The sequence below is a fragment of the Arthrobacter silvisoli genome (assembly GCF_003369445.1).
GTDB lineage: Bacteria > Actinomycetota > Actinomycetes > Actinomycetales > Micrococcaceae > Arthrobacter > Arthrobacter silvisoli.
Map to the genome: position 1 here is coordinate 263444 of NZ_QRCU01000077.1, position 13507 is coordinate 276950.

The window sequence follows — 13507 nt, forward strand, 5'->3', positions numbered from 1 at the left end:
ATTAAACGCAGAACCTGCAGGTACCTTCGCGATCTCGCTAAGAGAAGGCTCGGACATTCTCATGTCCTGAACAACCCGTCGCTGTCTGATGGTATCTGCAGGCGCTTTAAGCATACGCCCGGACCTGCCGGGCGGGGAAGACGCCCAGTTCTTCAACTTGGATGAACGCCGCTACATGGTCTGCATCACGTAGAAGACTTGATGATTCTTCTGCCGGCACCGAGGGGCTGTCCGTGCCTGTAGTGACTGGCAGGCCAAGCCCTGGTCCGGCCCACGAAAAGGGGCCTCGAAAGCTTCGGGACTCTGAGCCGCGAGGGTTCCTTATGCGGGCGACTCCGCCCCTCTTTGCTCTTCGATGAGGTTGGCGAACAGCCGCAAATGGTCGGCCACCATGCGCTCCGCGCTGAAGTGCTGCTCCACCCGGGCCCGGCACTGCGCACGGCTCAGGTCAGCGGCAGCCGGGATCATGGCTGCGAGCTTATCGGTGGAGGCAAGGTAACCCGTTATTCCATCGCTCACGATTTCCGGCGCGGAACCGAACGGCGTTCCCAACACCGGCGTTCCGGTGGCGAGTGCTTCAATCATGACCAGGCCGAAGGGCTCGGACCACTGGATCGGGTTGAGGAACGCGAGTGCTTCGCCCATGAGGTGATACTTTTCGGCGTTGTCCACTTCGCCCGTGACGTCCTCGTTGGGACCGAGGATCGGTTTGATGACTTCCTCGAAGTACTGGATCTCCTCAGGTTCGCGGATCTTGGTCGCGATCCGGAGCGGCACCCCGGCCTGGCGGGCGATCCTGATGGCTTCCAGGACCCCTTTGTCCGGGCTCATCCGCCCCACGAAGCACACATAGCCGCCCTGGCCGGTGCCCACGGGTACCGAGGAGAGATCGATGCCGTGGTGGATCACGGCGCGGACCGGTAGACCGGGCACCCGGGAAGCCTGGTCGCGGGAGATCGAGATGATGGAGGCGGTTCTTCCGATCGCCCGGTAGACATCTTTGGCTGAGGGCGTGAGCGGCCCGTGGATCGTCGTCACGACCGGCACCCCGGATGGTCCGCAGCGGCACAGTGGGCCGGCCAGCGTGTGGTCGTGGATAATGTCGACATCCCGGAGCCCTTCATAAGCCCGCACCACGTGGCTGAGCTCGGAGAGGGTGAAGCCAAGTTCCCTTGGATCCGAAGTCCTCATGCCTGGCACCAGGCGGACTGGGCACCGGCTGTCCGAGGACGCCGCCAACATCACTTCGTGCCCGGACTCGGCAAATCCCCGAGCCAGAGTGTCCACTACCCTTTCGGTGCCCCCATAAGTAGGAGGGGGAACGGGGATCCACGGTCCTGCAACAAGTCCTATCCGCATTTCCTGCCTTCCAAGAAAAGGATGGGCCGGACTCTCCCTGGATCCTGACACGCACCCAAGACTGTCTAAGGCGTCGGCTTAACCTCTGCACTGACTATTACTCCAGGACCCACATTGGACAAGGCCTACTCAGCCTGGCTTTCCCCGACGTTGCGGTCCTATGCTTACGCCTGCCCCTGGCTGGCGTGACCGGCATGAGCGCCGCGCCCGAGTAGGCCGGAATGGGGGTTGATCGCGGATTTGTGCCTGGGGATCCCGGACCGGAATCCTGGGTGATGGGGGACCGCGTAGGGGCTAATGCCCCTACCCGGTCCCCGGCCTCCGGGGATGAAATGGAGGCATCCCGGCGGCGTGCGGGGGAGGGGCAACCAGGGCCTGGTAACCCCTCCGCGTCAGCCGCTCCTGGAAGGGTTTCCGGCCGGAACGAAAGGACAAGGATCCATTATGACCGCCTCCACTAACGGCCCCCGCTCGGATCACGATCTGCAGCAGGCCGTGCTGAATGAGCTCGACTGGACACCGGAGGTCGATGCGTCCCACATCGGCGTCGCGGCCACGTCGGGAGCCGTGACCCTCACGGGCGAGGTTCCCAGCTACTCGGCCCGGCTGGCGGCCAGGAAGGCCGCCCTGCGGGTCCGCGGAGTCACGGCCCTGGCCGATGAACTGACCGTCCATTACCTTGGCGGCCCGGTCACCGACACCGACATAGCCGAAGCGGCCCTCCATGCTCTCCGGGGAAACGCGGTCGTGCCCGAGGGCGCGGTCACTCTGGAAGTCCGCAACCACGCCATCACCCTGACCGGGAACGTGGATTGGAACTACGAACGCGAAGCGGCAGCCCACGCCGTCGAACATGTCCGGGGCGTCCGGTCGGTGCAGAACCTCATCACCCTCAAGGGCCGTGCTTCCGCGTTCGATACCAAGACGCGGGTCAAGCACGCTATCGCCCGGCAGGCGGCCCTGGACGCTGAAAGGATCGTGGTGGCGGTCGACGGCACCGAGGTGACACTCACCGGCAGGGTCGCGAGCTGGAACGAGAAGAAGGCCGCGGGCAAGGCTGCCTGGTCATCCCCGCACGTGAGCGCAGTCCACAACCTGCTTGAGGTACATCCTTCATAGAAGGCGGGGACAGGTCACGGCCACGAGGCCGGGGGCTACCGCACGCCCCAACGTCTAGCGGCCATACCGGCCTGTTCGCAGCAGCTCGGCAACTTTCCAGGCCGTCTCCTTTGCGGATCCCGGGTTCTGCCCGGTGACCAGGTTTCCATCGGCAACGACGTAGGAAACGAATGGAAGCCTGGCTTTTTCGTAACGCGCACCGCGCTTCTTCATTTCCTCCTCCGCGTTGTACGGAACAAGCTTGTCCACGCGGGCAAGGACCTCCTCCTGCCAGGCGAAGCCGGTGACTTTCCGGCCGGCGACAAGGTAGGAGCCGTCGCTAAGCCTCGTGTTCAGCAGGCCGCAGTATCCGTGGCAGACGGAGGAGACGATGCCGCCTTGTTCGAAAATCCCGCGGGTGATGCGCTGGAGGCTTTCGTTGTCGGGAAAGTCGTACATCACCGCATGCCCGCCGGTGAAGTAGATCGCGTCGTAGTCCGCCGGGTCGAGCTGTTCGGGGCTGAGCGTATTTTCAAGCAGCGCCATCCTGCCTGGATCGGCGCGCCACGCCTTGGCGGTCCTGTCGTAGCTGGGGAACTTCAACGACCGCGGTTCCAGGGGCGAGGGACCGCCCTGCGGGCTCGCGATGGCCTGCTCGAAAGCCTGGCCTTCGAAGACCTGCCAGGCATGAGTGAGCTCGGACAGCCAAAGTCCCGTGGGATGCGAGGGATCGTCGTAGTGGCCGACGTTCGTGACGACGTTCAGGATGCGCTTGGCCATGTCTGACTGCTTTCGTGGGTTGGGCGGACCCGATGGATGAACAGTACTTCATGGCGGCGCATTCCGTTCCGGGCAGGGTTGTTCCCTAGGATCGTCATGAGGCCGAGGTAAACCCAGGTCACAGAAAGCCCGGCCAACGGAACCAGAGGGGAGCAGGCATGGCGGAGGAAATGCATCCGGCACAAGGCGCCGGAACCGGCCCCGTCCCTGCCGGCCCCGTCCTGGCCGGCATTGTGCCGCACCACCGGGCCGCCGTGCTCCAGCACGCCGCCGACCTGGCGCTCCGGACCGGTGCCGCACTCCGGCTTGCCTACGTCGACCCGACCCTCGACGGCACGCGGCAGCCGATCGACCCGGACGGCGTCGATGACGATGCCGCGGACATCGCCGCGGACCTGAGGGACTGGATCGCGGCGCAACTGGAGGGTTCCGGCGTCGACTGGTCCTTCGCGGTCCTGGCCGGAGACCCGGCGCACGAACTCCTCCGCTACGCCGCCGACACCGGGGCCTCCACCATTGTGGTGGGAAGCAAAGAACACGGCTTGGGGCGGTACCTGGAGGCACTGGCCGGAGGTTCGCTGGGAGAACGGCTCGCCCGGCACGCGGGCCCGCCGGTACTCATCGTCCCGCTTGGCCGGGAACCGGAGGACGGTCCCCGGTGAGCCGTCCCTTGCACCTGCATCCGCAATACCTCGCCCTCGTGGCCGGAGGCGGCGTCCTGGGCGCCCTGTCCCGCTACGGGCTCGGACTGTCGATCCCGTCGCCGGGTCAGTGGCCCCTGCCCACACTGCTGATCAACCTTTCCGGGGCGTTCGTGCTTGGCTGGCTGCTTGAATCGCTCGCCTGGAGGGGCCCTGACGAGGGCCGCCGCCGCTTCATCCGGCTCACCGCCGGCACCGGTTTCCTCGGGGCCTTCACCACGTACAGCACCTTCAGTGTGGAAACCGTGCAATTGTTCGACGCCGGCCGCGCCGCCGATGCGTTCGGCTATCTTGCGGCGTCCCTGCTTGGCGGCACCCTTGCGACGTTCGCGGGCATCGCCTTGGGACAGCGTTTGCACAAGGGCCGGACCGGAGTTGCCGGTGGTGCGTCATGACGGTGCTGCTGCTCGCTCTCGCCGGCGGCGCCGGGGCTGTGGCACGGTTCCTGGTGGACGGGCTGGTCCGGGCACGTTTCCGGACGGCACTGCCCTGGGGGACCATCCTGATCAACGTGTCCGGTTCGCTGCTGCTCGGCCTCTTGGCCGGTGCGGTGATGCGCAACCACGCCCTGTCCTCGCTCCAGGCCGTCCTGGGCACGGGGTTCCTGGGCGGCTACACCACCTTCAGCACGGCCAGCGTGGAGACTGTGAGGCTGATCCAATCCGGCCGGACCGGGCTGGCCCTGCTCAATGCCCTGGGCACGATGGCGGCCGCCGTGGGGGCCGCCGCTGCCGGCCTGGCGCTTGCCTCGCTTGGCTGAGCACGGGCCCGGGCCGGCCCACTTCGACCGGCGCCTTCCACGGCTAGTGGGCGCCGGGGCCGCGGGCTAGGATCGGTCCATGGCCAAGACATTCCATGAGCTCCTGTCCGAACAGATCGGCAACGAGTTTGCCGCGTCCCAGCAATACATCGCCGTGGCAGTCTATTTCGCCGGTGAAGACCTGCCGCAGCTCGCGGCCCATTTCTACCGGCAAGCCCTGGAGGAACGGAACCACGCCATGATGATGGTCCAATACATGCTGGACCGGGACCTGCCCGTGTCCGTCCCCGGCATCCCCGAGGTCCGCAACGACTTCGCCGACGTCCGGGAGCCCATCGCCCTGGCCCTGGCCCAGGAGAAGCAGGTGACCGGCGACATCGAGGAACTCTTCCGCGCAGCCCGGGAACAGAACGACCCCCTGGGCGAGCAGTTCATGCTGTGGTTCCTGAAGGAACAGGTGGAGGAAGTCGCCTCCATGACCACCCTGCTGAATATCGCCGAACGCGCGGACAACCTCTTCGACATCGAAAACTACGTGGCCCGCGAACAAGTGGGCGACGGCGGCCGGGACCCCGGTGCGCCGTCCGCCGCCGGCGGGGCGATCTAGCCGGAGCGGACTGTCCCGGCAGGACCTAGGAGCCGCGGGTTTCTTCGGAGCCCGCGGCTTCGCCGTCGGCGCCTGCCTCCACCCGCCCCAGCAGGGAAAGCCGGCTGGCGATCCGTGCCCTGTCCGCGGGCAGTGCTGAGCCGTGCGCACTGCCGGCATCCCAGTCGAGCCCGCCGCGCCCCACCAGGAAGAGGGTGACATCCTCGTCGTAGAGAACGTCCACCGCATTGCTGAAGCGCTGCCACGCGGCCGCGGAACCCTCCGCTGACTCATGTCCAGGGGAGGGCACTCCGTCGACCACCCACACGCGGTACTCCGCCGCCAGCGCCAGGTAGTCCGCCGTCGACATCAGCCCGCCGCACAGTTCCGCGAAAGCCACCCACAGCACATCCCCGGCGGCCTTGACGGGCAGCGGCTGGGTTGTGGGGGTCAACGTCCGCTGTTCGGCGGGCGGCGGCGGGAAGAGGCCGAAGGCGCCGAGCTGCCGGGGCGTTCCCGGGCTGATGACGCGGCCTCGGCGGAATCCATCCTTCGCTCCGCCGTCGGCGCCCGGCACGGCAGGATGGCGCCGGAAACCGGTGCTGCCGTTGACCTCCACGATGTCCATCATCTCCTTGATCACCGCAATGGTGGGCACACGATGATCGTGCCACAAGGGGGCGGCAAGACGCTTGCCGAACCCCACAAGGCCGTGCAAGTGGACTCTCCGGCTTCGATTCCCGCCAGCCGTGCCTCGGCCGGAGCAGGCGTCACAGCCAGCCCTTCCGCTTGAAGATCCCGTACATGAGCAGGGCCGCCCCGACCATCATGAGGATGGCCAAGGGGTAGCCGGCCAGCCAGTGCAGCTCGGGCATGAAGTCGAAGTTCATCCCGTACACGCCGGCCACGAACGACGGCGCGAACAGGATGGCCGCCCATGAGGAGATCTTCTTCACCTGTTCGTTCTGCGCGGCGCTGGCCTCGTTCTGCCGGTTGGCGGTGAGCGTGCCGTCCAGGGTGAGCGCGTTCTGGAGCAGTTCCCGGAAGCCCTGCACTTTGGAGATGAGGTGCTCCACGTGGTCCTCGACGTCGCGCAGGTTGCGCTGCAGCTCGATGTCCACGCCATACTTGGCAAAGCCGCCGCGCAGCAGGGAAATCATGTCCGGCAAGGGGTTGATGGCGCGCTGGAACTGGATGACCTCCCGGGCGAGTTCGTAGATCCTCCGCGAGACCGCGGTGTCGCCGCTGAACAGCTGGTCCTCGATCTCGTCGATGTCGTTCTCGAGCCCTGCGACCACCGGGGCGTAGTCGTCCACCACCTGGTCCAGCAGGCCGTAGAGCACGGCTTCGGGTCCGCAGGCCATGAGTTCGGGCTGGCCTTCCAATCGACGGCGCACCTGCGCCACCCCGGCTGTTTCGGCCTGCCGGATGGTGACCACGAAGTTCTTGCCCGTGAAGACGTGCAACTCGCCGAACTCGACCGTCTCCGATTGGTCCAGGTAGCGGGCCGGCCGGAGCACGGTGAACAGGACGTCGTCGTACCGTTCCAGTTTGGGCCGTTGGTGGGCCTGGATGGCGTCCTCGACCGCGAGCTGGTGGAGCTGGAACTCGTCCGCCACCGCCGCCATTTCCTCCTCCGACGGGCGGTACAAGCCGATCCACACCATGCCGTCGTGCTGCGAGAGGGTTTCGAAGGACTGCTCCAGGCTCGGCGGGGCGGCGCTGCGGACGCCCTTCACATAGATCGCGTTGTCGATGATGGGCACGGGCGTTCCTTCCGCCCTAGGGAAGGGCTCCGATGATGGCTCCGGCAACTGTCAGGGCAAGGATGTCATGACCCGAATCGATCAGCGTCACCGTGGCTGCCCTGCCGGCAAACCCATTGTGGATGACATGTCCGCCAGCACGGAAAACCACGGCCGCCACAAAGGCGAAGAGGCCGGCGGTCAGCGGGGTCTCCAGCCCGAGCGCGCGGGCCAGCACCGCCAGCAGGATGCTGCTCAGCGCCGCGGCCAGCATCATCGGCACCCAGATCGCGGCACCGCCGTCGAGCGCTTTGAGCTCCTTTTCGGTACGCGCGATCGCCTCCATCCATCTCCGTCCGAACACGGCGGGCATGTACCAGAGGAAACCGATCAGCATGCTCGAAGCGAACGCCAGGAGCACGGCGAGCCAGTTGATGTGCAGGATGTGTGACAGCCAGTCCATGGCCGAATCCTAGTCCCCGTGGCTGGCAACCTGCCGGGACGGAGGTGCGGCAGGGGTCCCCGCGAGCCTCTCGATCAGGGGTGCGCTGCGGTACGCGAGGTGGGTGTGGAGGGCCAGGACGGTCTCGCTGCGGATCACCCCCTTGACCTTCAGGATCGCGCGCAACGCCGACTGCAGGCTGTGCGTGTCCGTGGCCACCACCCGGCACAGCAGGTCGCCGCGGCCCGAGATTTCGTGGACCTCCAGGATCTGGGGGATGAGGCGCAGTGCCCTGACCACTCCGTCCAGTTCCCGGTGGGTCACCTCGAGCGTCACGAAGCCGACGACGTCGTACCCCAGCTTTTCGAGGTCCACCTCGCGGCCGCCGTCGTTCAGGACGCCGGAGCGCAGCAGGCGCCGGAGCCGGCTTTGCGCGGTATTGCGGGCGATGCCGAGGGCATCGCTGAGCTCGCTGATCTGGATCCGCGGATCCCGGAGCAGCTCAAGCAGGATCTTCAAGTCGGTGGGGTCCAGCTTGTTCAAATCATCACTCCAGCGCAGCGTGCAGGGAAACTATTGACTGTTTTGCTCAATTCTCCCATCAAAGACTGAGTCTTGTCGCAGTCCTGCGGCATTCTGTTGCCATCCACATCCGGGCGGTGGCGGCAGGGCCCACAAGGCAGCCGGTGAGCGCCCCCAAGGCAAGGGCACTACGATGACTGTGTTCAGCGAACTGCGCATGCGCCCGGCCACGGCTGTCCGCCGCGGCTGGAACGCTTCCACCACCACCCGGCTGGTGCTGGCCGGCGTCGTCATGTTCACCCTGTTGCTCGGTGCGAACCTGGCTACGCCTCTCTACCCCCTGCTGCAGCTGCGGCTCGGGCTTGGCCCGCTGGGCGTGACGGTGGCGTTCGCCAGCTACGTCCTGGCCCTGGTGGCGGTGCTGATGCTGGCCGGGCACTGGTCGGACCATATTGGCCGCAGGGCAGCCTTGGTGCTCGCCGTCGTCCTGGGAGTGGGCGGAAGCCTGGTCTTCGCCGGTGCCGGAAGCCTGTGGATGTTGTGCGCCGGACGGGCGCTGCAGGGCATTGCCGTGGGCCTGGCCACCGGAGCAAGTTCCGCGGCGCTGCGTGAACTCCTGCCGTCGCGGCCCGAGTGGGCGTCCCGGTTCACACTCCTGGCCTCCTCAGGCGGGGTTGCCGCCGGACCCTTCATCGGCGGGCTGCTCTCGCTCCTGCCTGGCCCGGTCAGCACGCCGTTCCTGGCGCACTGCGTGCTCCTGCTGCTCTTGCTGGTCCCCCTGTGGATGCTCGACGCCCGCCCCGCCATCAGGCCCGCCGTAGGCCCGCGGCCCTATGCAGTGCTCGCACCGAGGCGCCCCTCGGTGTCGCGCGAGGCGAAGGGCGCGTTCGCACTCGCGGCCGCAGTGGGGTTCCTCAGCTTCGCCGTCTTCGGCTTCTGCCTTTCCCTCGGCCCGGGCTATTTCGCCGCCGTTATCGGTACTGACGCCCGCCCCGTCACGGGGCTGCTCGCGGGCCTTACGCTGGGCGCTTCGGCCCTGAGCCAGCTCTTCCCGTTGCGCGGCAGGATGCTCCTACCGACCGGCTTGTCCGTGCTGGGTGCCGCCGTCGCGCTCATGGCTGCCGCCGCTGCCTGGCACAACCCGGCGCTGCTGGTCATCGCCGGCCTTGCCGCCGGCGTCGGACAGGGGAGCGCATTCCGCCCCGCCTTCAACGACCTTGCCACCAAGGCGGATCCCGCGCGGCACGCCCAGGTCATCAGCACCGTGTACGTCATCACCTACCTGGGCAGCGCGGTGCCCGTCATCGGCCTGGGCCTGGCATCCTCACTAGTTGGCCTGGGGCCTGCCGTGGGCGGGTTCGCCCTGATCTGCGGGGTGGCCGCACTGGCCTTGGCAGCGGTTTCAGCGCGCGTTTCGGTCCGCCGTTAATGCAAAGAGTCGTTTGCAAAGAACTAGTTGCAAAGAAAGCATTGCAAAGAGTTCTTTGCATGCCTATGCTTGAGCCATGGTCACAGTCCGCGAGCCGGATTTCCCGCTCCGCAAAGTCGATACGGCGTCACTGAAGGCGCTGGCGCACCCCTTGCGCGTCCAGATCCTCGAGATGCTTTCCCGGTACGGCGCGCAGACCGCCTGCGGCCTCGCGGACCTGCTGGGTGAATCGAGCGGTGCCACCAGCTACCACCTGCGCCAGTTGGCGAAGTTTGACTTCGTGCGGGAGGTCGAGGGCAAAGGAACCGCGCGTGAGCGGTGGTGGGAGAGGCCGCCGATCGCCATCCAGATCACCTCGCCGGAACTGGCCACATCCCCGGCCACCCAGGAGGCCTCGAGGCTCGTGAGCCGGGAATTCGAGCGCGGCCGGCAGGCAGTGCTCGCCGACTTCATGGAACACGGCATCGACGTTCTGGACGCCGACTGGTTGCAGGTTTCGACTGTCAGCACAATCAACGCCCGGATGTCGGCGGAGCAGTTGGCCCGTTACGCCCACGCCATGGAAGCGCTGGGCCACAAAATGCTGGAGGAAATCCGCAGCGAACCCGTCCCGGAGGACGCCCGGCCCGTCCAGATCCACTTCAACGCGTTCCCCATCCTCGGCGTTCCGGCCTCGGCCGGCAAAGCCGCAAGCAACGATTCACAAAGCAGTGAAGGGAAGAAGCCATGAGTTCAGTTACCGCATCATGCGGCGTCTACCGTCGGCCGTCCATCATCGAATCCGCGGCGGCCGGGATCGGTACAAGGCTGCTTTCCTGGTCCGAAAACCGGCGCCTCATCCAAGTGGGCGACCCTGTGCTGCGGGCCGCGGCAATTGCCCGCCAGGAGCGGCTCGGCGAGCTGCGCACCGACGCCCTCAGCGCGGCCCATTCGGGACTGGAACCGCGGGCCTGAAGCTTCCCCGCGGCAGCAATCAGGCCGGCAGCGGCCCGTGGTTGCCTTGGATATGCTCGAAGACCAGCGTGGTCTCGGTGTGTCCGACGACGGGATCGGTGGCCAGGTTGTCCAGCACCCAGTCGCGTAGCTCATCGGTGTTGGCGACGGCGATGTGCAGCAGGTAGTCCACGGATCCCGAGGTGTGGAACGTGGAAAGGACCGCCGGCAGGGCGGGAACCCGCGAGGTGAAGCGGTCGATCTGGTCGCGGTCATGGGCGCGCAGCCGGACGGCGATCAGCGCCTGGACCGACCGCCCGATCGCCGGCAGGCTCAGCACCGCCTCGAAGCCTTCGATGATGCCGCGTTCGGAGAGCGCCCGGGTGCGCATCAACGCCGTCGACGGGGCGATCCCGACCAGTTCTGCGAGCTGCTTGTTCGAGATCCGCGCGTCGTCCACCAGGGCGGCCAGGATCCGCTCGTCGATGGCGTCCAACGGTTCGCCGGCGCCAAGGTGCCGAACATTCTTCGGGGCTGTACTCACGGATCCTCCTGGATGTGCAATGAGTTCATCATATCTCGCAAATTTGCGGCAATCCATTCATTTCCACTGTAAAACTCCGAATTATTGCCTAATACTGGCGCCATTCAATGGCGAATAATTCAAGGAGCACAGTGACCACCATCGATACCCTTGCCGTCCATGCCGGCCGGTCCGGACTCACCGAACAAGGCGTGCACGCGGTACCCATCGATCTTTCTACCACCGCACCACTGCCTTCGGTGCATGACGGCGGCCTTGCATACGAACAGATGGCCGGTGGCGGCGCCCTCAGGGAGGGCGACAGCACCGTCTACCAGAGACTGTGGAACCCCACTGTGGCCCGCTTCGAACAGGGAACCGCTGCGCTGGAATCCGCTCCGGAAGCTGTCGCTTTCGCCACCGGGATGGCGGCGCTGAGCGCGGTGCTGCTCGCCGCGGGCAGCGAAGGCAAGAAGCACGTCGTCGCCGTCCGCCCCTTGTACGGCGGCACCGACCATGTGCTGGCGAGCGGGCTGCTCGGAACGGAGACCACCTTCGCCCGGCCGGAGGAAGTCCGCCGCGCCCTCCGCCCGGACACCGCACTCGTGGTGGTCGAAACTCCGGCGAACCCCAGCCTCGAGCTCGTGGACCTGAAGGTGCTCACCGCGGACGCCTCCGGGGTTCCCGTGCTCGTGGACAACACCTTCGCCACCCCGGTGCTCCAGCAGCCGCTCAGGCACGGTGCGGCGATGGTCCTGCACAGCGCCACGAAGTTCCTGGGCGGCCACGGCGACGCCATGGGCGGCGTGGTGGCGACGGATGCGGACTGGGCCGCGCGGCTGCGCAGGGTCCGGGCCGTGACCGGCGGGATCCTCACCCCGTGGCCGGCCTACCTGCTGCACCGCGGCCTGGCAACGTTGCCCGTCCGCGTCCGCGCCCAACAGGATCACGCACACAAGGTGGCCTCCGCGCTCGCCGGCCACGAACTCGTCAGCAAGGTCCACTACCCAGGGCTTCCCGAATGCGATCCGCTCGGAATCGTGGGCAACCAGATGTCGGGGCCCGGTTCGCTGCTTGCCTTCGACGTCGCCTCCGCGGAGCACGCCGAGCGGATCCCGGGTGCGGTCCGGCTGATGACCCACGCTGTGTCGCTGGGAGGTGTCGACACCCTGATCCAGCACCCGGCGGGTCTCACGCACCGCCCGGTGGCGCCCGAGGCGAAGCCGCATGCGCGGATGCTGCGCCTTTCGATCGGCCTTGAAGATCCCACCGACCTGATCGCCGACCTGGTCCAGGCCATCGAATCGACCCGCTGAGGACAGGTCCGGCGCACTGTTCCGGGAGGTGGGGCCGGCTCGGGAGACGGGCCCGCTCAGGAGGCGGGGACGGCGGCGGGTGCCGGCTTTGCCGATGGATGCGCGACGGCGGTGACCACCGCCGTCGCGCATGCCAGGGCGATCACGCCCCAGGCGAGGGCGGTCCAGCCCGCGGACTGGAAGGCGAGCCCGCCAAGCCAGCCGAGGACGCTGGAGCCCAGGTAGTAGAAGAGGTTGTACAGGGAGGCTGACTGGGCCTTGCCGCCGGCGGGGAGCGTTCCGCTCCACGCGGCGCCGATGCTGTGGGCGGCGAAGAACCCGGCCGTGAAGAGCAGCAGGCCGGCGAGCACGGTGGGCAGGAGGTCCCAGAGGGTCAGCGCCATGCCCGCGGCCATGCAAGCGATGCCTGCCAGGAGGACGTTGCGCCGGCCGAAGCGCAGGGACAGGGCTGCGCCCCACCGGGAGCTCACCGTGCCTGAAAGGTAGGCCAGGAAGAGCAGGCTCACCACGGACGCGGGAAGGGTGAATGGGGCGGCGTGCAGCCGGAAACCCAGGTAGTTGTACACGGCCACGAAGCCGCCCATCAGCACGAAGGCCTGCAGGTAGATCGCCAGCAGCCGCGGGTTGCCGAGGTGGCCCAACAGGACCTTCGCGGCACCGCGCATGCCGTGGGCGGGCGCGGGAGCGAAGCGCCGGGGCTTCGGGACGAGGAGCAGGAACAGTCCCGCGGATACCGCCGCCAGCACCGATACGGCCAGGGTTCCCGCGCGCCAGCCCCAGATTTCCCCGAGGGGCCCCGCCACGAGCCGGCCGGCCAGGCCGCCCAGTGTAGTGCCCGCGACGTAGCTGCCCGCCGCCAGGGCAGCATGGGCCTTGCCGATTTCCTCGTTGAGGTAGGCGATGGCCACCGCGGGAATGCCGCCGAGGGCGATGCCCTCCAAGGCACGCAGGCCAAGCACCAGCGGCAGGGCCGGAGCGAATGGAACCACCAGGCCCAGGACAGTCGCGGCGCCGATCGCGATCGCCATGGCACGTACGCGTCCGATGCGGTCGGCCGCGAAGGACCACGGCAGCACTGAGGCGGCGAGGCCGGCCGTGGCAAGGGAAACGCTCAGGGCGGCGTCCGCGGCCGTGATTCCGAGGTCCTTGGATATCAGCGGCAGCACCGCCTGGGTGGAATAGAGCTGGGCGAAGGTTGCGACGCCGGCCATCGCGAGGCCGGCGAGGATCCGCCGGTAGCCGGGGGAACCCTTGGGGTGTCCGTCGGGGGCTTCCGGGATTGCTTGCACGATCACCCTGCCACGTTAGGTCCC

The 13507-nt window shown here is 67.3% G+C and carries 17 protein-coding genes; 9 read left to right on the top strand and 8 right to left on the bottom strand.

What is annotated here, in order from left to right; genetic code table 11:
* Positions 1 to 321: 321 nt before the first annotated feature.
* Positions 322 to 1359, bottom strand: coding sequence for a glycosyltransferase family 4 protein (locus DWV11_RS18870; RefSeq protein ID WP_115790415.1), 1038 nt, complete (start codon positions 1357 to 1359; stop codon positions 322 to 324).
* Between the two features lie 444 nt (positions 1360 to 1803).
* Here DWV11_RS18870 and DWV11_RS18875 point away from each other — a divergent pair, with 444 nt between their 5' ends.
* Positions 1804 to 2478, top strand: coding sequence for a BON domain-containing protein (locus DWV11_RS18875; RefSeq protein ID WP_115790416.1), 675 nt, complete (start codon positions 1804 to 1806; stop codon positions 2476 to 2478).
* Between the two features lie 54 nt (positions 2479 to 2532).
* Here DWV11_RS18875 and DWV11_RS18880 read toward each other — a convergent pair whose 3' ends face one another.
* Positions 2533 to 3237, bottom strand: a complete 705-nt coding sequence (locus tag DWV11_RS18880) for a type 1 glutamine amidotransferase domain-containing protein (RefSeq protein WP_115790417.1) — start codon at positions 3235 to 3237, stop codon at positions 2533 to 2535.
* Between the two features lie 158 nt (positions 3238 to 3395).
* Between DWV11_RS18880 and DWV11_RS18885 the strand changes: the two genes are divergently transcribed.
* The 4 genes from DWV11_RS18885 to DWV11_RS18900 all read left to right on the top strand — a co-directional run bounded on the left by DWV11_RS18885 (position 3396) and on the right by DWV11_RS18900 (position 5305).
* Positions 3396 to 3899 carry a universal stress protein gene (locus DWV11_RS18885; RefSeq protein WP_115790418.1) on the top strand — a complete coding sequence of 168 codons (504 nt, stop codon included), beginning with the start codon at positions 3396 to 3398 and terminating at the stop codon, positions 3897 to 3899.
* Positions 3896 to 4333 carry a fluoride efflux transporter FluC gene (locus tag DWV11_RS18890; protein ID WP_245953790.1) on the top strand — a complete coding sequence of 146 codons (438 nt, stop codon included), beginning with the start codon at positions 3896 to 3898 and terminating at the stop codon, positions 4331 to 4333. The genes DWV11_RS18885 and DWV11_RS18890 overlap by 4 nt, the downstream gene beginning before the upstream one ends.
* Positions 4330 to 4698: a fluoride efflux transporter CrcB gene (crcB, locus tag DWV11_RS18895; RefSeq protein WP_115790419.1), complete on the top strand. Its 369-nt coding sequence runs from the start codon at positions 4330 to 4332 to the stop codon at positions 4696 to 4698. The genes DWV11_RS18890 and crcB overlap by 4 nt, the downstream gene beginning before the upstream one ends.
* A 79-nt stretch (positions 4699 to 4777) precedes the next feature.
* Positions 4778 to 5305 carry a ferritin gene (locus DWV11_RS18900; RefSeq protein WP_115790420.1) on the top strand — a complete coding sequence of 176 codons (528 nt, stop codon included), beginning with the start codon at positions 4778 to 4780 and terminating at the stop codon, positions 5303 to 5305.
* 25 nt (positions 5306 to 5330) lie between these two features.
* On the opposite strand, the gene zapE is transcribed toward DWV11_RS18900, so the two are convergent.
* The 4 genes from zapE to DWV11_RS18920 form a co-directional block, all read right to left on the bottom strand.
* A complete protein-coding gene (gene zapE / locus DWV11_RS18905) occupies positions 5331 to 5990 on the bottom strand; it encodes an AFG1/ZapE family ATPase (RefSeq protein WP_281269639.1) in 660 nt (219 codons plus the stop codon).
* Positions 5991 to 6054: 64 nt separating this feature from the next.
* Positions 6055 to 7050, bottom strand: a complete 996-nt coding sequence (corA, locus tag DWV11_RS18910) for a magnesium/cobalt transporter CorA (protein ID WP_115790421.1) — start codon at positions 7048 to 7050, stop codon at positions 6055 to 6057.
* A 16-nt stretch (positions 7051 to 7066) separates the two neighbouring features.
* Positions 7067 to 7492 (bottom strand): DUF1761 domain-containing protein, encoded by a 426-nt coding sequence (locus DWV11_RS18915; protein ID WP_115790422.1) that lies wholly within the window; start codon positions 7490 to 7492, stop codon positions 7067 to 7069.
* Positions 7493 to 7501: 9 nt separating this feature from the next.
* Complete coding sequence (locus tag DWV11_RS18920; RefSeq protein WP_115790423.1) at positions 7502 to 8014, bottom strand: Lrp/AsnC family transcriptional regulator; 513 nt, start codon at positions 8012 to 8014, stop codon at positions 7502 to 7504.
* A 172-nt stretch (positions 8015 to 8186) separates the two neighbouring features.
* Here DWV11_RS18920 and DWV11_RS18925 point away from each other — a divergent pair, with 172 nt between their 5' ends.
* The 3 genes from DWV11_RS18925 (at position 8187) to DWV11_RS18935 (ending at position 10376) form a co-directional block, all read left to right on the top strand.
* Positions 8187 to 9422 (top strand): MFS transporter, encoded by a 1236-nt coding sequence (locus DWV11_RS18925; RefSeq protein WP_115790424.1) that lies wholly within the window; start codon positions 8187 to 8189, stop codon positions 9420 to 9422.
* Positions 9423 to 9498: 76 nt separating this feature from the next.
* On the top strand, positions 9499 to 10152 hold the full coding sequence (locus DWV11_RS18930; protein WP_115790425.1) for an ArsR family transcriptional regulator: 654 nt from the start codon (positions 9499 to 9501) through the stop codon (positions 10150 to 10152).
* On the top strand, positions 10149 to 10376 hold the full coding sequence (locus tag DWV11_RS18935) for a 2-nitropropane dioxygenase (RefSeq protein ID WP_115790426.1): 228 nt from the start codon (positions 10149 to 10151) through the stop codon (positions 10374 to 10376). Before DWV11_RS18930 ends, DWV11_RS18935 begins: the two co-directional genes overlap by 4 nt.
* A gap of 19 nt (positions 10377 to 10395) precedes the next feature.
* Here the strand turns inward: DWV11_RS18935 and DWV11_RS18940 are convergent, their stop codons facing one another.
* A complete protein-coding gene (locus DWV11_RS18940; RefSeq protein ID WP_115790427.1) occupies positions 10396 to 10899 on the bottom strand; it encodes an Lrp/AsnC family transcriptional regulator in 504 nt (167 codons plus the stop codon).
* 107 nt (positions 10900 to 11006) lie between these two features.
* Between DWV11_RS18940 and DWV11_RS18945 the strand changes: the two genes are divergently transcribed.
* Positions 11007 to 12194 carry a trans-sulfuration enzyme family protein gene (locus DWV11_RS18945; RefSeq protein WP_115790428.1) on the top strand — a complete coding sequence of 396 codons (1188 nt, stop codon included), beginning with the start codon at positions 11007 to 11009 and terminating at the stop codon, positions 12192 to 12194.
* A 56-nt stretch (positions 12195 to 12250) separates the two neighbouring features.
* On the opposite strand, the gene DWV11_RS18950 is transcribed toward DWV11_RS18945, so the two are convergent.
* Positions 12251 to 13489, bottom strand: coding sequence for an MFS transporter (locus DWV11_RS18950; RefSeq protein WP_245953795.1), 1239 nt, complete (start codon positions 13487 to 13489; stop codon positions 12251 to 12253).
* Positions 13490 to 13507: the final 18 nt, after the last annotated feature.